17 protein-coding genes are annotated in these 18,313 nt (G+C 55.0%); 14 read left to right on the top strand and 3 right to left on the bottom strand.

Annotated elements, in window-relative coordinates; all coding sequences use genetic code 11:
- The first annotated feature begins 235 nt into the window (after positions 1-235).
- Positions 236-2,281 carry an acetate--CoA ligase gene (gene acs / locus HNQ38_RS01370; RefSeq protein ID WP_183717517.1) on the top strand — a complete coding sequence of 682 codons (2,046 nt, stop codon included), beginning with the start codon at positions 236-238 and terminating at the stop codon, positions 2,279-2,281.
- Between the two features lie 150 nt (positions 2,282-2,431).
- On the opposite strand, the gene HNQ38_RS01365 is transcribed toward acs, so the two are convergent.
- Entirely contained in the window at positions 2,432-2,998 is a 567-nt protein-coding gene (locus HNQ38_RS01365; protein ID WP_183717515.1) for a hypothetical protein, read from the bottom strand.
- A 231-nt stretch (positions 2,999-3,229) separates the two neighbouring features.
- Here HNQ38_RS01365 and HNQ38_RS01360 point away from each other — a divergent pair, with 231 nt between their 5' ends.
- The 5 genes from HNQ38_RS01360 to HNQ38_RS01340 all read left to right on the top strand — a co-directional run bounded on the left by HNQ38_RS01360 (position 3,230) and on the right by HNQ38_RS01340 (position 8,183).
- Positions 3,230-3,478 carry a FeoA family protein gene (locus HNQ38_RS01360; protein WP_183717514.1) on the top strand — a complete coding sequence of 83 codons (249 nt, stop codon included), beginning with the start codon at positions 3,230-3,232 and terminating at the stop codon, positions 3,476-3,478.
- A gap of 140 nt (positions 3,479-3,618) precedes the next feature.
- Positions 3,619-3,873, top strand: coding sequence for a hypothetical protein (locus tag HNQ38_RS01355; RefSeq protein WP_183717512.1), 255 nt, complete (start codon positions 3,619-3,621; stop codon positions 3,871-3,873).
- Positions 3,874-4,203: 330 nt separating this feature from the next.
- Positions 4,204-6,351, top strand: coding sequence for a heavy metal translocating P-type ATPase (locus HNQ38_RS01350; RefSeq protein ID WP_183717510.1), 2,148 nt, complete (start codon positions 4,204-4,206; stop codon positions 6,349-6,351).
- Entirely contained in the window at positions 6,329-6,616 is a 288-nt protein-coding gene (locus HNQ38_RS01345) for an HMA2 domain-containing protein (protein WP_183717508.1), read from the top strand. Before HNQ38_RS01350 ends, HNQ38_RS01345 begins: the two co-directional genes overlap by 23 nt.
- 457 nt (positions 6,617-7,073) lie before the next feature.
- Entirely contained in the window at positions 7,074-8,183 is a 1,110-nt protein-coding gene (locus tag HNQ38_RS01340) for a glycosyltransferase (RefSeq protein ID WP_183717506.1), read from the top strand.
- A 177-nt stretch (positions 8,184-8,360) separates the two neighbouring features.
- Here HNQ38_RS01340 and wbaP read toward each other — a convergent pair whose 3' ends face one another.
- Positions 8,361-9,761, bottom strand: a complete 1,401-nt coding sequence (gene wbaP, locus HNQ38_RS01335) for an undecaprenyl-phosphate galactose phosphotransferase WbaP (RefSeq protein ID WP_183717504.1) — start codon at positions 9,759-9,761, stop codon at positions 8,361-8,363.
- 383 nt (positions 9,762-10,144) lie between these two features.
- Here wbaP and HNQ38_RS01330 point away from each other — a divergent pair, with 383 nt between their 5' ends.
- The 4 genes from HNQ38_RS01330 to HNQ38_RS01315 all read left to right on the top strand — a co-directional run bounded on the left by HNQ38_RS01330 (position 10,145) and on the right by HNQ38_RS01315 (position 13,103).
- Positions 10,145-10,888, top strand: coding sequence for an ABC transporter substrate-binding protein (locus tag HNQ38_RS01330; RefSeq protein ID WP_183717502.1), 744 nt, complete (start codon positions 10,145-10,147; stop codon positions 10,886-10,888).
- A gap of 90 nt (positions 10,889-10,978) precedes the next feature.
- Positions 10,979-11,671, top strand: coding sequence for an amino acid ABC transporter permease (locus tag HNQ38_RS01325; protein ID WP_183717500.1), 693 nt, complete (start codon positions 10,979-10,981; stop codon positions 11,669-11,671).
- Between the two features lie 3 nt (positions 11,672-11,674).
- Positions 11,675-12,433: an amino acid ABC transporter ATP-binding protein gene (locus HNQ38_RS01320; RefSeq protein WP_183717498.1), complete on the top strand. Its 759-nt coding sequence runs from the start codon at positions 11,675-11,677 to the stop codon at positions 12,431-12,433.
- Position 12,434: 1 nt separating this feature from the next.
- Positions 12,435-13,103: an ABC transporter permease subunit gene (locus tag HNQ38_RS01315; protein ID WP_183717496.1), complete on the top strand. Its 669-nt coding sequence runs from the start codon at positions 12,435-12,437 to the stop codon at positions 13,101-13,103.
- Between the two features lie 592 nt (positions 13,104-13,695).
- Here HNQ38_RS01315 and ilvA read toward each other — a convergent pair.
- Positions 13,696-15,234: a threonine ammonia-lyase, biosynthetic gene (gene ilvA / locus HNQ38_RS01310; protein ID WP_183717494.1), complete on the bottom strand. Its 1,539-nt coding sequence runs from the start codon at positions 15,232-15,234 to the stop codon at positions 13,696-13,698.
- A gap of 564 nt (positions 15,235-15,798) precedes the next feature.
- Between ilvA and HNQ38_RS01305 the strand changes: the two genes are divergently transcribed.
- The 4 genes from HNQ38_RS01305 (at position 15,799) to HNQ38_RS01290 (ending at position 18,239) form a co-directional block, all read left to right on the top strand.
- Positions 15,799-16,497: a class I SAM-dependent methyltransferase gene (locus HNQ38_RS01305; RefSeq protein ID WP_183717492.1), complete on the top strand. Its 699-nt coding sequence runs from the start codon at positions 15,799-15,801 to the stop codon at positions 16,495-16,497.
- Between the two features lie 59 nt (positions 16,498-16,556).
- Positions 16,557-16,973, top strand: coding sequence for a nickel-responsive transcriptional regulator NikR (gene nikR / locus HNQ38_RS01300; RefSeq protein ID WP_183717490.1), 417 nt, complete (start codon positions 16,557-16,559; stop codon positions 16,971-16,973).
- On the top strand, positions 16,973-17,749 hold the full coding sequence (gene folE2, locus HNQ38_RS01295; RefSeq protein WP_183717488.1) for a GTP cyclohydrolase FolE2: 777 nt from the start codon (positions 16,973-16,975) through the stop codon (positions 17,747-17,749). The genes nikR and folE2 overlap by 1 nt, the downstream gene beginning before the upstream one ends.
- Before the next feature lie 88 nt (positions 17,750-17,837).
- Positions 17,838-18,239: a flagellar basal body rod C-terminal domain-containing protein gene (locus HNQ38_RS01290; protein WP_183717486.1), complete on the top strand. Its 402-nt coding sequence runs from the start codon at positions 17,838-17,840 to the stop codon at positions 18,237-18,239.
- Positions 18,240-18,313: the final 74 nt, after the last annotated feature.

Genomic DNA, 18,313 nt, shown 5'->3' with positions numbered 1-18,313 from the left:
ATATTTTTTTACCCCATAATTGTGAAAATTTTCTTCAATTGTAATGGTATTCCAATCCCCGCAAAATGGTAAAAAATACCAAATTTTTGTAATTTTGATATTTTTTTCACAACTATGACTGAAAGCACAAACAGGAATCTGGCTCTTGACTGTTATTTAAAATCTCTTTACTCGAGTATCATGGCGAATTCTCATCTTTTCAATTTACTGTTTAGACAAGATGGAGGACTGGATCATGTCTCAGGAACGGATCACGACACTGTTGAATGAAAATCGCAGCTATCTTCCACCAGAGCACGGCAAAACATCTGCCTGGGTATGCGGAGCAGAAGAATACGATGCACTGTGCCGTCGTGCCTTGGAAGACCCCAGTGACTTTTGGGGTGCTCGAGCTTCGCAGTTGGTCCATTGGTTCAAGCGCTGGGACAAGGTACTAGAAGCTGATGAGGTAAATCATAAATACAAGTGGTTTACCGGGGGCAAACTTAATGCCTCGTTCAACTGCATAGATAGACACCTTATTTCAGGTCGCCGCAACAAAGCCGCCCTCATCTGGCAGGGTGAAAAAGAAACCGATGTACGCTGCTATACCTATCAGATGCTCTACACTGAAGTCTGCCGGGTAGCCCACGCACTGAGCTCGCTGCGCATCCGCAAAGGCGATCATGTGGCCTTGTACATGCCGATGATTCCCGAGCTTTTCATCGCAATGCTGGCCTGCGCCCGCATTGGGGCCATACACACGGCCATCTTCTCCGGCTATGCCGAAGGCGGCGTGCGCAGCCGTATTCAGGGTTGCAAGGCGCGCGTTGTCATCACGGCGGATGCCGCCGTGCGCGGCGGCAAATTCAAGCCGCTCAAGGCCAATCTTGATCCCATTCTTGAAAAGTGTCCGTCTGTGGCCCATGTGGTGGTGGTCAAGCATGCAGGACTTGAGAATGTCCATATGCAGCGCAACCGGGACATCTGGTGGCACGACCTTATCGACGACTTTACACTGAACCCCGACTTTCCCTGTGAGCCAATGGATTCCAATGACACGCTCTTTTTGCTGCACACCAGCGGCAGCACGGGCAAGCCAACCGGCGTCATGCATTCCACAGGCGGGTATTTGACCTATGCGGCCCACACTACCCAGTGGTGCTTCGACATGCGCGACGACGACGTGTACTGGTGCACAGCCGACGCAGGCTGGATCACCGGGCATACCTACGGCGTTTACGGGCCGCTTTCTCTGGGGGCCACGACGCTCATGTTCGAGGGTATACCCACCTGGCCCTACCCTGACCGCTACTGGCGCATTGTTGAAAACTTTCGTGTCAACATCCTGTACACGGCCCCCACCGTCATCCGTTCGCTTATGCGCATGAACGAAGCGTGGACAGAGCGCTATGACCTGCGCAGCCTGCGCATCTTGGGCAGTGTGGGCGAACCCATCAACCCCGAAGCCTGGCAATGGTACCACAAGCATATCGGCAGCGGCGAGCTGCCCATTGTAGACACATGGTGGCAAACGGAAACCGGCGGAGCCATGATCGCTCCCATGCCATATGCCACAAAGCTCAAACCCGGTTCGGCCTCCAAGCCCCTGCCCGGCATTGACGCCACTGTTATGGGTTCAGCGGCACGCGACGGTGAAGAACCCGAAGCGGGCTGCAAGGCCGGACATCTGGTCATTCGCCGCCCCTGGCCCGGCATGATGCAAGGTGTTTTCAATGATGAAGAGAAATATCAGTCCTACTTCTCACGATTCGGCTGCTATGCCTCCGGAGACGCGGCTGAAATAGATCAGGACGGATACTTCTGGATTCTGGGCCGTATTGACGACTCCATCAACGTGTCAGGACACCGCCTCTCCACAGCCGAAATTGAAGCCGTACTGGCTACCTGCCCCGAAGTGGGCGAGGCTGCGGTTGTTCCCATGCCGCATGCCCTCAAGGGCGAAGGCATCTACGCATATGTGGTCACACGCGATGAAGTGCCGTGGAGCGCCGACCTGCGTGCCAAACTTCGTGACGCCGTGCGGCGTGATATTGGGGCGCTGGCTACCCCGGAATACATCCAGTTTGTGGACGGCATGCCCAAGACGACCTCGGGCAAGATCATCCGGCGCATGCTGCGCAAGATAGCTGGCGACAGTTATGAAGATATTGGCGACACCACCTCTCTGGCTGAACCCGAAGTGATACCCAAAATCATTTCCGGGCACCGCAACCTTGTGGCGGGGCGGCATGAAACGGAAAACGCGCCTGAAGGCGGCGACAACTCCAATGCTGAATAACCGCGCGGAATAACCCCATCAAAACAAGCAAAAGCCATCCGCATGCGGGTGGCTTTTGCTTTGCGCATGCGCGATCACCTGAACAAGACCAAAAACAAGGGCTGGGGCATTACGTTGCCCCAGCCCTTTACATTGATAAATCTTAGTTTTTTACAAAGCCTTACGGCGCACCCATACATGGCGCGAGGCCAATGCCGCCCAAGCCAGACCAGCTGCCACATGCAGGCTCTTGCCTCCGGCAAGTCCGGTAAGCAGGCAAAGACTGCCCGCACCAAACATGGCCCGCACCGCAAATTTACGCTGGCTTATCCCCATAATCTTGCCGTTGCCGGTTCCCGATACAAGGGGCTGCAGAAAAGCTGGCACCTGCATGTCGCCAAGCATGTCGCCAAAGCCTATGCCCTGCCCCTTGCCCTTGCGTGCGGCCTGCTTGGCGGCAAACTGCGAACGCTTTTCGGCTCTATGGACTGCGGCAACTTCCGCCTTGGGCTTGAGAAGGGCCGGCACCTTTTTTTCAAGGCGCTTACAAATGGCGGCAAAATCAGTACCGGGCGCCATCAGCAGCAAAAGAGACTCGGAACCGGAACGCACTTCGCTAACCCCGGTTTCGCCTTGCAGCAAAGCCTGCGCCGCGCCGCGAACCTTGGTATCGGCCAGAGCAGGATGACGCAGACGCGCCCTGCCTTCCATCACATGCACAACATAAGAAGACGGCATGGGGCCTCCTTGGTAGAATGCGGGTCGAATAAGGCCCGGTTTGAAATTGACTTTCTTTTTTCTTGACATATCTTACTAGCGGGAGCAAGCTTACTGCCAAGCCTGTAGATCTTTGGCGCTCATGCCACCTCAGCTGACGCAGTACAAATAGTGCGCGCTGGTTGAGCATGGGCCGGAACTCATAAATTTACTGTACCACAGCCTTGAGGCTAAAAAAAGAGAGAACACGCAATGAGCCAGATTGTCAATCTACGTCAGATGCAGGTGGGCCAGCAGGGCAAAATCGCCGCTGTGGAAGCCCTTGGCGAAATGAACCGCCGCATTCGTGACATGGGGCTCATCCCCGGCACTACGGTTTCAATCGTGGGCCGTGCGCCCCTCAAAGATCCTGTCGCCCTGCGCCTTTCAGGCGTCACTATCTCGCTCCGTAACAGCGAAGCCGACTTTATCAAGGTCGACCTGGCTGCCTCTGACAGCTAGACTTCCCAATCTATCGCAATTGTAATAGTCTTGCCTCATCCCTGTCACGCAAGTGTGGCAGGGATGAGGGCTTTTAGTCTGCCGTCCAGCGTGGCTTGCCGCGCGAACGGTTTGCAACGCGATCATTTAAGGAGGCATATATGAACAATGGACTGAAATACGGCCTTTGGTTTCTGGGTGGTCTGATTGTCGGCGCTGCGGGCACTGCGGCTGTGAGCCGCGGCAAGTTTGATTTCAAACCTATGGCAACTGACCTTATCAGCCGCGGCATTGACGTTAAAGATGCCCTGCTGACCAAGGTTGAAGCCCTTAAAGAAGATGTGGAAGACCTTACGGCTGAAGCCCGCATGGCTTCTGATAAGCGTAAGGCCACCAAGGACAAGGCTGAAGCCTAGACCAATTTTGCACGGCAAGTCTCGCTCCGGCGCAAGCTTTTGCCCGCTCTCTGCATTTGCAGCGTGTAACGACGCGTGAACCTGCCACGAAAATGCCCGGCGTCGGAATAGTCAATTTTAAAACTGACTATTCCGGCGTCCCAGACAACTGCACAATGTCGAAAGTGGCTGACAGCAAACTTTGCCCCCAACCACTACGCCTGACCGCCTTTTGTCAGGTCAGACAGGCAAGCGCTACGCTTCAATTCGTGCGAACGCGCACAGTTGTTCTTCCCAAATGGGCACCCCCATCGCAAAGATTAAATTTATATATGGAACAGGAGCGCGCGCATGCGTTTTTATATTGTTCATGAGCTGCGTGGTCTAACCACGCCCGATTCCGGCAGAATGCGCGTGCGCGCCTCTGGCCCCCTCGGCATGGCGCAGGCCGAAGCCCTGGCTGGTGCGCTGGCCACGCTGCCTGGCATAAGCGAGGTAAGCGTCAATCCCCGTCTGGGCAGCTTGCTCTTTTTCTTTGAAAATGAAGATAGCCGCGAAACAGCTTTGACCCTCTTTGTTGGAGCTGGAGGCGATGATGGCCCTCTGGCAGAGTTGGGAGACGACCCCACGCCCCAACCAGGAGAAGCCACACTGACTGAAGGGCTGATGCCCGTTTTTCAATATATTTTTGTGCGCCCTCTGCTGCCTATGGCCTTGCGCGTAGTCAACAGTGTTGTCAGCGCCGTTCCTTTTCTTTTCAAAGGTGTCCGGGCTGTACTGCGCGGCGCGCTCAACGTGGATGTTCTGGACGCAGCCGCCATCGGCGCGTCGCTTGTCATGCGTGATTTCCGTACGGTCAGCCTGCTTACCCTGCTGCTGGGCCTTGGCGAAACGCTGGAATACTGGACGCGTCGCCGTTCCATGGCCACTCTCACTGAAAGTTTGGCCCTCAACGTGGAAAACGTATGGCTGCTGGCCGAAGGAACCGAGATTTCCGTTCCCCTGGCTCAGGTAAAGGAAGGCGACCTGGTCGTTGTGCGCGACGGAGGCAGCATTCCCGTAGACGGCGTGGTTGAAGATGGCTGCGCAGTGGTCAACCAGTCGTCAATGACGGGCGAGCCGCTGGGCGTCAAACGCACCACTGGAGCCTCAGTATTCGCTGGCACAGTTGTGGAAGAAGGCCGCCTGGTCATTCGCGCCCGCCATGTGGGTGATGGCACGAGGCTTCGTCAGGTTGTCAAATTCATTGAAGAATCTGAGTCTCTCAAGGCCGGAATCCAGGGCAAGTACGAGCGTCTCGCCGACATGGCCGTGCCCTTCACCTTTGGCCTGGCCGCCCTTGTCTGGCTGCTCACGCGCGACTTCCGCCGTGCGGCCTCGGTACTGCTTGTAGATTACTCCTGCGCGCTCAAGCTTGCGACCCCCCTGGCAGTGCTGGCTTCCATGCGCGAAGGCGCGCGGCATGGCATGGCCATCAAGGGCGGACGTTATCTCGAAGCCCTCAATGAAGCTGACACTGTGGTCTTTGACAAGACAGGCACTCTCACTCAGGCCAGCCCTGAAGTGGTGGAAGTTTTTCCCGCGCCTGGCTTTGACCGCACAGAGGTATTGCGCGTCATGGCCTGCCTTGAGGAACATTTTCCGCATCCCGTGGCCCGCGCCGTTGTCCGCAAGGCCGATGAAGAAGGCCTTCAGCATGCCGAAGAGCACGCCCATGTGGAATATGTAGTTGCTCACGGTGTGGCCTCTTCCTTGTACGGAAAGAAAATGCGCGTGGGCAGCCGCCATTATATAGAGCATGACGAAGGCGTTGACCTTTCGGCTCTGGCCGAAGCGATTGAAGAACAGACCAGTATGGGGCGTTCTTTGCTCTTTATGAGCGAAGACGGCAAGGTGGCTGGCATGGTTTCCATTGAGGACCCCATGCGCTCCGAAGCTCCCCGCGTGGTCGAAGAGCTTCGCGGTCTGGGCTTTAACCGCATTCTTATGTTGACGGGCGACGATGAACGCACGGCCCGCGCAGTGGCGGCTCGTGTGGGCATCAACGAATACCGCTCGCAAGTGCTGCCCACAGATAAGGCCCGTATTATTCAAGAGCTGACAGAACAGGGCTGCAAAGTGCTTATGGTCGGCGACGGCATCAATGATGCCCCGGCGCTTTCCGCTTCACATGTGGGCGTGGCCATGAGCGACGGCACTGATCTGGCCCGCGAGGTGGCCAACGTATTGTTGACCCACCCCAACCTTGAAGGCCTTGTCAACGCCCGTCTGCTGGGCAGACGCACGTTACGCCGCATCCATTTCAACTTTGTGGCTACGTTGACGCTCAACAGCGCTTTCTTGCTGGGCGGCCTCTTTATGTTTATGGGGCCAGGAGTTTCAGCCCTGCTGCATAATGTCACCACACTGGGCGTTGCCCTCAATGCCATGCGCCCGAATTTGCCCAGAAAGGCCCTGCCGGGCGAGGAGAGCCGTTTTGAGCACCCTGCATCTTCTTAAATATGTGCGTAGTTTCGTAGATGGCCGAGTGCGCATACGTCACCCTGCCCTGCACAATGAAGCTGTGGCAGCCCTGGCTGAAGCTCGTATGAAAGCCATTGCCGGGGTCATTTCCGTGGAATGCAATCCCGTGAGCGGTTCCGTGCTGCTTACCTATGACAGCACGGCCATCCCCAGGGATCGCCTCTTTGCCATCGGCGAAGCGTGGGCTGTCTATCTGGATAAGGTCAAGGCAGGAAAACCTGCTGATGTGCCGAAATTCTAAGACAAAACGTTATCCATAATACAGTAAAGGCCCTGGAATTGTTTTCCGGGGCCTTTACTGTAAAATAGGCGGTTTACGGGCGGCAAGAGTACTGCTATTGTCAATCAGTTCATATTCATTTTGAAATATTCGGCGTAGGAGCAGCTTGAGCCGTTGCCCGCAGGCTTAAAAAGTTGTGTTCAGGACACGCTTGAAGACCGCTTGTGTAAAACACGGCTCTGCGAAGCAACGGGTGAAGCCCCCGCAAGCACAGACGCAACCTGTTTCTTGCAGGTGCTGTTGCAATTTTCAACTTCCTGCGCAGTAACGTCTGGCGCAAAAACAGCACAGCTATTTACACAGTAAAATACTGTAACATACATGCCTTAAACTTTGATAATCTACACTTTCAAAGTTAATCTGCCCCAAAATCCACTGAATCAACTTTCCGATAATGGATAAATACGGAGGAACAAACGTGCGCGTAGCCATCGTACATTACTGGCTCGTCAATATGGGCGGGGGCGAAAAAGTATTGGAATCTTTATGCCGCTTGTACCCCCAAGCTCATATCTATACGCACGTTCTTGACCCGCACAAGCTTTCTCCGGTCATAGCCGAGCACCCCATCCACACGACATTCATCAATAAACTGCCCTTCAGCAAGAAACGCTACCAGAGCTATCTGCCGCTTATGCCTCTGGCCCTCGAGCAGCTTGATCTCACGAGCTACGACTTGGTGATCTCCAGCGAATCTGGCCCGGCCAAGGGCGTGATTACCAGGGCCGATACCCCGCACATCTGTTATTGCCACACCCCCATGCGTTACCTGTGGGATAACTGGGCAGAATATCTCTCCACAGCTGGCGTTTTGACTCGCTGTGGCATGCGCCTGCTCCTGCCTTCTCTTCGTCGATGGGATCTGGCCAGCTCTTTTAGAGTGGACCACTTCGTGGCCAATTCACACAATGTGGCGCGCCGGATCCGCAAACATTGGCGGCGTGACGCCGCCGTCGTGCCCCCACCTGTGAATACCAGCAGTTTCACGCCCAAAAGCAGCCCCGGCGGAGAGCACTACCTCTGCTTCGGGCGGCTGACTGCCTACAAGCGGGTGGACTTGGCCGTCAGGGCCTGCACCATGCTCGAAAAACCGCTAGTGGTCATGGGTGAGGGCGAAGAAATGGATAAGCTCAAAGCCTTGGCTGGACCGACGGTGCGCTTTCTCGGACGAGTGGAGGACAGTCAAGCCGCAGCGGCGCTGGCAAACAGCAAGGCTTTGCTTTTTCCGGGGGAGGAGGATTTTGGTATTGTGCCGCTGGAAGCTGCGGCAAGCGGTGTGCCAGTTCTGGCCTATGGGCGGGGCGGCGCATTAGAAACAGTGCGAAATCACGAAACGGGGCTGTTTTTCGATCAGCAGACCCCAGAAGCCTTGGCAACGGCAATTAATGAATTTGAGCAATGTGAAATGGGCTTTGACCCTGCCCTTATTCGCCGTCATGCGGAGAATTTTTCAGAGCACCACTTTCAAACCCGCTTTGCTCGCGAGGTCGACACGGCCTGCCGTGCTATGACTATGGGGCAAGCTTAAGAAAAACACTGCCAGATACGCTGATTGAAGAGTCTGGCAGACCAGCTTTGAAATGCTTGATCGTTCAACGCTGCTATTCTGCTAAAAAATATAATCTCGGCAAAATCCACGCCGTGTTACAACGAGTTGCACTCACGCAACGTTAGCGCTGTTAAACTTTTTCAAAGTTAAAATGCTCTAATAGGCTCCGTACCCCAGAATGACCACGGGGACAGTCTTGCCCAGAATCCACAAATCCATCCACACCGACCAGTTGTTGATATAGTACTGGTCGAAATTTACCCGTTCCTGATATGTGGTGTTATTGCGCCCGGAAACTTGCCATAACCCGGTGATGCCGGGCTTGACCATGCAGTACTCTTCAAACACAGCGCCGTATTTTTTCTCTTCAGAATGCACAATGGGGCGCGGTCCAACAAGGCTCATGTCGCCCATAACAACGTTGATAAGCTGGGGCAGTTCATCAAGACTGAGTTTGCGCAGCAGACGCCCCACACGGGTAATTCGGGGATCACACTTGAGCTTCCGGTCGCATGCCCATTCCTGACGCAGAGAAGCGTCGCGCGCCAACACTTCTTTGAGAACACTGTCCGCATTCTGCACCATAGTGCGAAACTTGAAGATGCGAATTTCTCTCCCATGCTGGCCAACGCGCTTCTGCCGGTAAAAAACCGGGCCAGGACTGTCTGCCTTTATGATGAGAGCCAGGGCAGCGCCGAGAGGCAGCAGAATGACCGCTCCCATAAGGCACAAAAACAGGTCAAGACAGCGCTTGACGAAAAGCCTTCTCTTGTCACGCAAATTCTGGCGCACCAGCAGCCCGACGGCGCTGCCAAGATCACGCGGCGTCAGCCAGTGCACCCGAAACCCGCCACCAAATGCAGGCACTACCAAGGTATTGCTAAAGTAGCGGCAAGCTTCTGTAGTAACGTCCGTGTCCGGCGCCTGACCCACTTTTTGCAGAAGCAGGGCCATTGCCTTGGGATACCGGGCAGAGACAGAGATGAACAGCAGTCGCATTTCATCAGGGGTATCGGGCAGATCGTAAATGGCAGTGGGATTCAAGCCTCTTTCAGGGTGCCGTTTGAGATACCGCCACAATTCGCGCCCTTCCCTGCAATGGTCAAAAATAACCAGAGGCTTGCCCCACCAGCGTTTGCGGGAATAAATACGCCGGCACAGATAGCGCGCCAAGGGCATGGTGAACAGTGTTGCAGCCCAACTGCCCATGATGACAATGCGTGAGTAAGCATCCCCCATCTTGGACAAAAAGAGAACGGCCAGAATAATGGCGTACAGCAGGCTGACCAATTGAAACAGAGCTTTGAGCTCACGGTGCGGCGCGGGACTGATAGTCTGGTAAAGCCCCAACCCGGCCCCAAAAAAAGGCCCCAAAAAAAGCATGGGCACCACCCAGTGGTACAACACCGGATCAAGACCACCAAACGCGGCACGCACAAAAAAAACAAGCAGGGCCGTTCCAAGAAGAGCCAGCAGGTCAAAAAAGCAGAGCAAAAGCTTTTGCGTTGAAATGCCGGTCAGCGTGGAAAGCTGTTCCCAAAACGAGGTCTTCGTCATAGTCATCATGCCCAAAAAAGCGTTGCGGAAGGCTGAAAACCTGGCTGGAGCCAGTACGGCATTTTAAATATATCCGAGTAAAACATCTCTACATGCGTTGCCGGATGTTACTCATAATGCAGCATAAATATACCATATTTAGTTATGCTGCAAATAACAAAGCGGTCAGCTATGCCGCCCTTGCGTCACGACAAAGCTTCTGTTAGATAAAACCATTGTTTTGCCGTAGTTCGCGCCGAGGCAAGCCTGGTGCCTGCCTGCACGCGCCTGTGCGCTCATGCGGTTTTGCCGCAGCGCATGTCCATCCTTAGACGGCTACCGCCATGCACCCGCGTGGCTCATCCGCCAACGGCCACCGCCATATTCCGAGGGGGAAACTGAGCATGAAAAAACTTCTTGTCTGCGCACTGCTGGCCGCCGTTATGGCTGCCGTGCCCGCTTTTGCAAAAAAAAGCTATGTGAACGGCATTGACCCCAATTACCCGCCTTTCGCCTATGTAGACGAAAAAACCGGTCAACCCGCTGGCTTTGACGTAGACTCCCTCAACTGGATAGCCAAAAATATGGGCTTTGAAATTACCCATAAGCCCATGGCGTGGGACGGCATCATTCCTGCCCTTGTAGCCAAACAGATCGACATGGTTGATTCTGGCATGAGCATCACGCCCGAACGCGCCAAGGTTGTTGAATTTTCTGATCCTTACTGGACCGTTTCACGCGTGTTTCTTGTCCCCGCCAACTCCACGCTGACCCCGCAGGATGTTCTGACCAAGAAGGTCAAGCTCGGCGTGCAGCGCGGCACCTCCGAAGCCAACGCCATCAAGCAGGAACAGCAGGAAAAGGGCTATCCCTTTGAACTGCGTTTCTATGAATCCGCTCCTCTTGCGGTAGAAGACCTGCTCAATGGCCGCATTGAAGTGGCCCTTATGGACGAGCTGCCCGCCGATGACGCCATCTCCAAGGGACGTGGCGTGAAAAAGGCTGGCACCCACGGCGAACCCGACAAATTCGGCGTTGCCATGCGCAAGGATGACAAGGAACTGCAAAAGCTCATCAATGATGGCTACAAAAAGCTCATGGCCGATCCTTATTGGCAGGAGCTGCAGAAGAAATACCTGAACAAGTAAACAACGCAATAGCGCTGATTGGCTGGCGCGGATCGCTGGATTTTCCGGCGGTCCGCGCTGTTCTGCCCAACCTACGGCAAACTCCCGCATATGGATTCACTTCTTGTAGTTTACCACGCTCTGCCTTCCATGCTGTCTGGCAGTCTGGTCACAGTTGGCAATGTGACCATCTCTCTGGCGATGGGCCTTGTGCTCGGCGTGCCCTTGGCCGTGGCCCAGGTGTATGGCGGTCCTTGGCTGCGCCGTTTGGTTGCGCTCTATGTATGGTTTTTCCGCGGTGTGCCCATTCTTGTGCTGCTCTTCCTGTGCTACGGGCTTTTCATCAGCCTGGGCCTTCCGGCAGATCCTTTTTTGGTATGCTGCCTTGTGCTCGGCTGCACCAGCACGGCCTACCAATCTCAAATTTTCCGTGGAGCCATTGAAAGCCTGCCGCAGGGGCAGCTCAACGCGGCCCGCGCTCTTGGCATGGGCGAAACCACCGGTATTTGCACCATTATCTTGCCTCAGGCCATGCGTCTTTCCATACCGGGATGGGCCAACGAATTTTCGATCCTGCTCAAGGATTCGGCCATTTGCTACGTTCTTGGCACGCAGGATATCATGGCCAGAACATCTTTTGTGGCCGCGCGTACGCACGAACATCTGGCCCTGTACGCAGCGGCGGGCTGTATTTATTTTCTGCTGACTCTGGTGGTGCTGAAAGTTTTGCGCCGGCTGGAAGAAAAGGTCCATGTGCCGGGCTATTCCTCAGGAATGGGCTCGGAAGGCATGGGCGTGGGATAAGCCATGAATGTGGACGAACAAGCTATTTTGCGCATCGAGGGCATCTCGAAGATGCTGGGCGGCAAGCCCATTCTGAACAATTGCAGCCTCTCGGTACGCCGTGGTGAACTCAAGGTGCTCATAGGGCCGTCAGGTGCTGGCAAAAGCACCCTGCTTCAGAGCATTAACTGCCTCATTCCCCCTGATAAGGGCGACATTTACCTTGAAGGGCAGAGGCTTGACCGCACGAGCAAACCAGCTTTGTGCGCGTTTCGCGCGCAGGTAGGTATGATCTTTCAGGATTTCAACCTGTTTGACCATCTTACTGCTGAGGAAAACGTGGCCATTGCTCTGCGCAAGGTGCGCGGCATGAATCCCAAAGACGCCAAAGCCCGTGCACAAGAAGAGCTTGCCCGCGTGGGGCTTGCCCGCCGTGCCCTGCTCTACCCTGCCCAGCTTTCCGGCGGCCAGAAGCAGCGAGTGGCTATGGCCCGCGCCCTGGCTATGGACCCCAAGGTCATCTTGCTGGACGAACCCACCTCAGCTCTGGACCCGGAACTGGTGGGCGAAGTTCTGGCCGTCATTCGCGACCTTGCTGGCGGCGGTATGACAATGATTATGGCCACGCACCAGATGGACTTTGCCCGTGCCCTGGCCACTGAAATCATATTTATGGAGCAAGGCAAGCTCATTGAACAGGGAGCGCCCGACGTGCTTCTGGCAGAGGGCTCCACCACGCGCACGCGCGACTTCTGCCAACGCCTGTTGGAGATGGGGGGCTAGCGTGCTGGACACGGCCTTTTTCAGCAACGAGCTTCTTCCTGCCCTCAACAAAGGCTTGCTCGTTTCACTGGCACTCATTATCCCTGCGGGCAGTCTGGGCTTTGTGGGCGGCGTGCTTCTAGGCTGTGCACGTTCCTTTGGGCCGCGCTGGATGCGCCGCCTTGGTGACGGCTTCACAGCAGTGGTGCGCGGCGTGCCCCTTGTTGTGCAATTGATGATGATCTACTACGCACTGCCCAAGCTTGGCATATACTTTCCGCCTTATGGTGCAGCCCTCACAAGCTTTACTCTCTGCACGGCGGCCTACCAGAGTGAATATGTGCGGGGAGCCCTGCTCTCTATCCGTCAGGGGCAGATACGCGCCGCTGAAGCTCTGGGCTTCAGCACATGGCAGACTGTAGCCTGGATAGTGGTTCCTCAGGCTGCCCGCCGCGCCCTGCCCGGTTGCGGCAATGAGATAATCTACCTCATCAAGTACAGCTCTCTTGCCTACCTTGTGACCTGTATGGAGCTTATGGGCGAGGGCAAGGTTGTGGCCTCGGACACGTTTCGTTTTACCGAAGTTTTCATCACAGTAGGAGCCTATTACCTTGGCATGGTAACACTGGCCACCTTCTTTTTGCGCTGGCTTGAGAAGCGTTTTCATGTTCCGGGCTTCGGAGCCCGCTAACGCGCATTTTCCAGCACAGTTTTTACTGATCGCCGCCCCCTGCATGACATGACGACAGTAAAACAAGACGTTCTTTTGCAGCAGATGGATCAAGCTTGAATTAAAACTCCCGGTAAGATTTAAGCCCTTTGCTCGTACTGATTCCACAAAGACATTCAAAAGGCCGTGCGTCGTAAACGCACGGCCTTTTTCATTTCTGCCAGCAATATCAAGCATTGCCTGATATTTTTCTCACGGTGCCACACAAGCAGTCCAACTGTAACGGTCAATCCAAGAGGGGTTTTCCAGGTAACGGAACTGGCCCGCAAACAAAAAAACGATCCTTTTCTTCCAGGTCAGATTCGCAAGAATACCTGACCAGGAAGAAAAGGACCGCTTTTACAGCCAATTGGCAAGAGAATTGCTCAGAGCATGTTAACTTTGAAAAAGCCTAACTGCTCTAACATTGCACAAGAGTGCAACGCGCCGCTACTCGGCATAGATTCTGCCGAAAATTGTGTTTTCGGCAGAATGCCAACTGTGAAATGTAATACATTTCGTAGTTAATCTGTTTTAGAAGCAAGCTTATAGAAGCAGCCCCTAGAAACAGGCCCTAGTTTTCATGCCAGCCCAAAAACATCTTGTACGCGGGATTTTCCGTTTCTTCCACATGGGGGTAGCCCATACGTTCAACCCGATGTAAAAAGTCTTCAAAGGCTTCGCGCTTTTCTTCAGGAGCCTCAAAACCCACCAGCACACGGCCAAAATCTGCACCGTGATACCGATACTGAAACAGCGTTATGCTGAAGTCCACGCGCATGGCGTCCATAAAATCCAGCAACGCGCCGGGCCGTTCCGGAAAGGTAAAACGCAACAGCCGTTCGTGCAGAACCTGAGGCGCATTACCGCCCACAAGATGCCGCAGATGCATTTTGACGAGTTCGTTATCCGTCAGATCAATGGCCTCGAAGCCCTTGCCACGCAACTCTGCAAGCACCTCGGACACATCGTCGCGCCCGCTGATTTTGATACCCACCAGCACACGCGCCTTTTCCGGATCGGAAAAACGCGTGCACAATTCGGTAATGTTGCGACTGCCGAAGGAGGCGCACAAAGCACGAAAACTGCCTACAGCTTCTGGAATGGCCACGGCCAATAAGGCTTCGCGGTGTGCGCCAATTTCTGACCGGTCAACCACATGGCTCAGGCGGTCAAAATTCATGTTGGCGCCGCTGATGATGGCCACCAGGGTAGCGTCACGTAAGCCGCTATCCGCAGCATAGGCCCGCAGCCCAGCCAGGGCCAGAGCGCCAGCCGGCTCGGCCACCAGGCGTGTATCTTCAAAAATATCCTTTATGGCACCGCAAATGGCGTCGGTATCCACAACGATAATATCGTCCAGCAGGTCACGGCACAGGGCAAAAGTGTGTTCGCCCACGAGCTTCACGGCCACGCCGTCGGCAAACAGGCCCACATCCTGCAGTTCCACTCGGTGCCCGGCCATAACCGAGCGGCGCATGGCGTCAGAATCCACAGGCTCTACACCGATAACGCGGATTTCAGGGCGCAAATTTTTAATGTAAGCCGCAACGCCAGCCGCCATGCCGCCGCCGCCGATGGGAACAAAAACCGCGTGAATATCGCCAGGGTGCTGACGAAGAATTTCCATAGCGATGGTGCCCTGACCAGCTATGACATCTGGGTCATCAAAAGGCGGAATATAAATGCAGCCGCTTTCCTTGATAAGATCAAGCGTATGTTGCCATGCATCGCTAAATGACTCACCCGACAGAACAACCTGACCACCCAGGCGGCGCACTGCGTCCACTTTAATGGCTGGTGTGGTCACGGGCATGACAATGGTGGCCTCACAACCAAGCTTGCGCGCGGCCAGGGCCACGCCTTGGGCATGGTTTCCGGCTGAAGCCGCAATAACACCGCGCCGCAGGTCTTCAGGCGAAAGGCGGGCCATTTTGTTATACGCGCCGCGCAGCTTGAAGGAAAAAACAGGCTGAAAGTCTTCACGCTTGAAAAAAATTCGGTTGCCGAGACGCCGGGAAAGGGTCTTGGCTTCTTCAAGAGGAGTCTCCACCGCCACGTCATAAACGCGGCTCAACAGTATGCGGTTCAGGTACTCGCTGTGCTTGTGCATGATCTATCCTTGCGACAACAAAAAAATGATACGGCCGCCATGCAGCCGTACGAAAAGGGCATGTAACATCCGCCACATTTCCTATATACCCGCCGCCGCCACACCTCAAGCCCCTTATCTGGAGCAGATTCGCTTTAAGTTTGACCGCAATTTCAAAGCTGCCATTTAGCCGAAACGCTTTTATCAACTCCCTCCACGTCCCATTGCGGCAGGCGACACCGCCTGTTCACCGCCATGCATTTCAATTCTCTGGAAACTAAAAAAACAGGTTGTGTCGTCACGAAATGCATGTCCCGCTACATCAAGGAGAAATCCGACGCAGAAATAACCGTAAAATCGCTCGCGACGACACTACCAACTACGGCGGGTCCGGATGTATCCATCAAAACAACCGCACTGCCGGGCTGTATTTAACAGTACATACCGTTGTCTGCGCATGCTGTTCAGGCTACGCGCATGCAAGGCATTTTGTGGCGTCGATCGGTAGCTCCATCAGGCCGCCCCCTTCTGCCAATGGCTCTGTACACTCCAAGCCCAATAGGCTATTCTTCGCAAGAGAAACATATGCCATCAGAATATCCGCAAAACGAAGACAAGGGTTTGCAGGCCTACCAGCCGCATATTACCGTACGAGCCGCCGAACGCCTGTGGCAACTCAGCCGCGCTGCCGATCTTGAACAACTCTGGGAGGCCATGACGGCAGATTCCCGCGACTTTGAGGACGAGCGCCTGCCCTACTGGACAGAACTTTGGCCCTCAAGCGTGGCTTTGGCCTCATGGCTGCATGAACGCAAAGATGAAATCGCCGGACAATCCTGTCTTGATATCGGTTGCGGGCTGGGCCTCACGGCCATGGTCGGCCAATGGCTTGGCGCGCGCGTAACGGCTATGGACTATGAAGAAGAAGCCGTTCGCTTTGCCGCCCGTAATGCTGATATCAATGAAGTGCCTCAGCCCCTGTGGGCTGTTATGGATTGGCGCAATCCTGCCCTGCGTGCTGGCAGCATGCACCGCGTGTGGGGTGGTGACATCATGTATGAAAAACGTTTTGTGGCCCCGGTGCTGCGCTTTTTAAACCACGCGCTGTCTTCTGACGGCGCGGCCTGGGTAGCCGAACCGGGACGCTCTGTATACGAAACATTTCTGCACGCCCTGCAAAGCGGCGGCTGGCAAGGCAGACGTGTGTATAGCCAAAAAGTGGAAGCTATTTACGCCCAACCTGTGCCAGTTACTGTTCAGGTGTGGGAAATTCGCCGCGCCTGACGCGGCAACAACATAAACCACGCACCCGCTTCCTGTAGGAGGCGTTGCAGGATATTGCTATGGGAAATCTGGCACGCTTTGGAGTTTCACTGGACGAAGATCTTCTGGAACCTTTTGACGAACTCTGCCGGCGCAAAAGTTACCCCAACCGCTCCGAGGCCATACGAGATCTCATCCGCAAGGCGCTGGTGGAAGAAAAATGGAATAGCGACGCATACGGCGCGGGCACGCTCACGCTGGTTTACGATCATCACAAAAACGATCTTTCCCGCCGCCTCATGCAGATCCAGCATGACGACCACGACCTCATAGTCACCACCCTGCATGTGCATCTTGACCACTACAATTGCCTTGAGGTGCTGGTGCTCAAAGGAGAGCCCACCCGGATGCGCGCTTTGGCCGACAAGCTTATCGCCTGCCGTGGCGTCAAGCACGGCACCTTCACCGGCACTACCACAGGAGAGGACCTGGCATAATGGAAGACGTGCAAAGCCATGCCCCGCAGGTGGCCCTGAACATAGACCGCGTTGGCGTGCGCGAACTGAAGCTGCCTCTGCTGGTGCGCGACCGCACCCAGGGCACTCAACAGACTGTGGCCAGTGTTGACCTTGGCGTGGACCTGCCCTCTGAATTCAAGGGCACCCACATGAGCCGTTTTGTTGAGGCGCTGGAACAGTGGAATGATGAGATAAGCTACCAGTCGGTGCGCCGTCTGTTGCTGGATATCAAACAGCGCCTTGAAGCCAGACGAGCTTACGCGCGCTTCTGTTTTCCCTATTTTATCAAAAAAAATGCCCCGGCTTCGGGCAGTCCGGCTCTGGTGAGCTACCAGTGCCGCCTTACTGGAGAGCTGGACGATGAAGGCCAGCATTTTTGCCTTGAGGTTGATGTGCCGGTCATGACAGTCTGCCCTTGCTCCAAGGCCATCAGTGACGAAGGCGCGCACAGCCAGCGGGCAATGGTGCGCATGAGCCTGCGCATGAAAGTTTTTTCCTGGCTTGAAGACTTCATTGATATAGCTGAAGCCTCGGGTTCGTCGGCAGTGTATACCCTGCTCAAGCGAGAAGACGAAAAATACGTTACCGAACACGCATTTGCCCACCCCACATTTGTGGAGGACGTAGTGCGCAACGTGGCGCAGCGTCTTTCAGAGCATGGCCAGGTTGAATGGTTCAGTGTTGAGGTTGAAAGTATGGAATCTATCCATAATCATAATGCATTCGCGCGGATAGAGCGCCAGATCAGCAGCTAATAAACAGACTGCCCCTTGGCGCTGCACGGCAAAAAAGTTTTTTGCAATCATCTGATGGTTGTGCTAATTCTGCCGTAAGGTACAAGTGATGAGCAGTATCAGCACCAGCATGCAATTGGGCGCGTCGGCCATGAACACCCATTCGTGGGGTATGGCTGTGACCGCTCATAATGTGGCCAATGTCAGCACCGCTGGCTTTGAGCCTCAACGTGCGGTCTATGCCACAGGTCCTGCAGGCCAGGGTGTGCGCCTTGACGCAGTGCTTCAGGGTAATGGTGCCCCCAATGCTGGCAGCACTCCTTTCAGTGCCGCTCAAGCGGTGTACGACGTAACGTCGGGTCTGCCGCTTGAGGCCACTAACCCCAGCGGCACTGACCTGGGCCGTGAAATGGTATCTATGATCACCAGCCAGCACGCGTACAAGGCCAATGCAGCGGTTGTTCGCACAGGTGACGCCATGCTTGGCACCCTGCTGGATATCAAGGCCTAAGCGCCATAGCACAAATGCTCCGGTCTTGCGGGATCGGGCCAGACATAGAAAAGGGCCGCGAACCCTACAGTTTA

Origin of the sequence: Desulfovibrio intestinalis, from assembly GCF_014202345.1 — a bacterium.
GTDB lineage: Bacteria > Desulfobacterota > Desulfovibrionia > Desulfovibrionales > Desulfovibrionaceae > Desulfovibrio > Desulfovibrio intestinalis.
Note: the sequence above shows the minus strand (reverse complement) of the source record. Positions and strands in the feature narration are given on the sequence as shown.

What these genes read in the sequence shown, in the direction of transcription:
- acs (WP_183717517.1), top strand. Translation starts at nt 236, where the DNA reads ATGTCTCAGGAACGGATCACGACACTGTTGAATGAAAATCGCAGCTAT.
- HNQ38_RS01365 (WP_183717515.1), bottom strand. Translation starts at nt 2,998, where the DNA reads ATGCCGTCTTCTTATGTTGTGCATGTGATGGAAGGCAGGGCGCGTCTG.
- HNQ38_RS01360 (WP_183717514.1), top strand. Translation starts at nt 3,230, where the DNA reads ATGAGCCAGATTGTCAATCTACGTCAGATGCAGGTGGGCCAGCAGGGC.
- HNQ38_RS01355 (WP_183717512.1), top strand. Translation starts at nt 3,619, where the DNA reads ATGAACAATGGACTGAAATACGGCCTTTGGTTTCTGGGTGGTCTGATT.
- HNQ38_RS01350 (WP_183717510.1), top strand. Translation starts at nt 4,204, where the DNA reads ATGCGTTTTTATATTGTTCATGAGCTGCGTGGTCTAACCACGCCCGAT.
- wbaP (WP_183717504.1), bottom strand. Translation starts at nt 9,761, where the DNA reads ATGACGAAGACCTCGTTTTGGGAACAGCTTTCCACGCTGACCGGCATT.
- HNQ38_RS01330 (WP_183717502.1), top strand. Translation starts at nt 10,145, where the DNA reads ATGAAAAAACTTCTTGTCTGCGCACTGCTGGCCGCCGTTATGGCTGCC.
- HNQ38_RS01325 (WP_183717500.1), top strand. Translation starts at nt 10,979, where the DNA reads ATGGATTCACTTCTTGTAGTTTACCACGCTCTGCCTTCCATGCTGTCT.
- HNQ38_RS01320 (WP_183717498.1), top strand. Translation starts at nt 11,675, where the DNA reads ATGAATGTGGACGAACAAGCTATTTTGCGCATCGAGGGCATCTCGAAG.
- ilvA (WP_183717494.1), bottom strand. Translation starts at nt 15,234, where the DNA reads ATGCACAAGCACAGCGAGTACCTGAACCGCATACTGTTGAGCCGCGTT.
- HNQ38_RS01305 (WP_183717492.1), top strand. Translation starts at nt 15,799, where the DNA reads ATGCCATCAGAATATCCGCAAAACGAAGACAAGGGTTTGCAGGCCTAC.
- nikR (WP_183717490.1), top strand. Translation starts at nt 16,557, where the DNA reads ATGGGAAATCTGGCACGCTTTGGAGTTTCACTGGACGAAGATCTTCTG.
- folE2 (WP_183717488.1), top strand. Translation starts at nt 16,973, where the DNA reads ATGGAAGACGTGCAAAGCCATGCCCCGCAGGTGGCCCTGAACATAGAC.
- HNQ38_RS01290 (WP_183717486.1), top strand. Translation starts at nt 17,838, where the DNA reads ATGAGCAGTATCAGCACCAGCATGCAATTGGGCGCGTCGGCCATGAAC.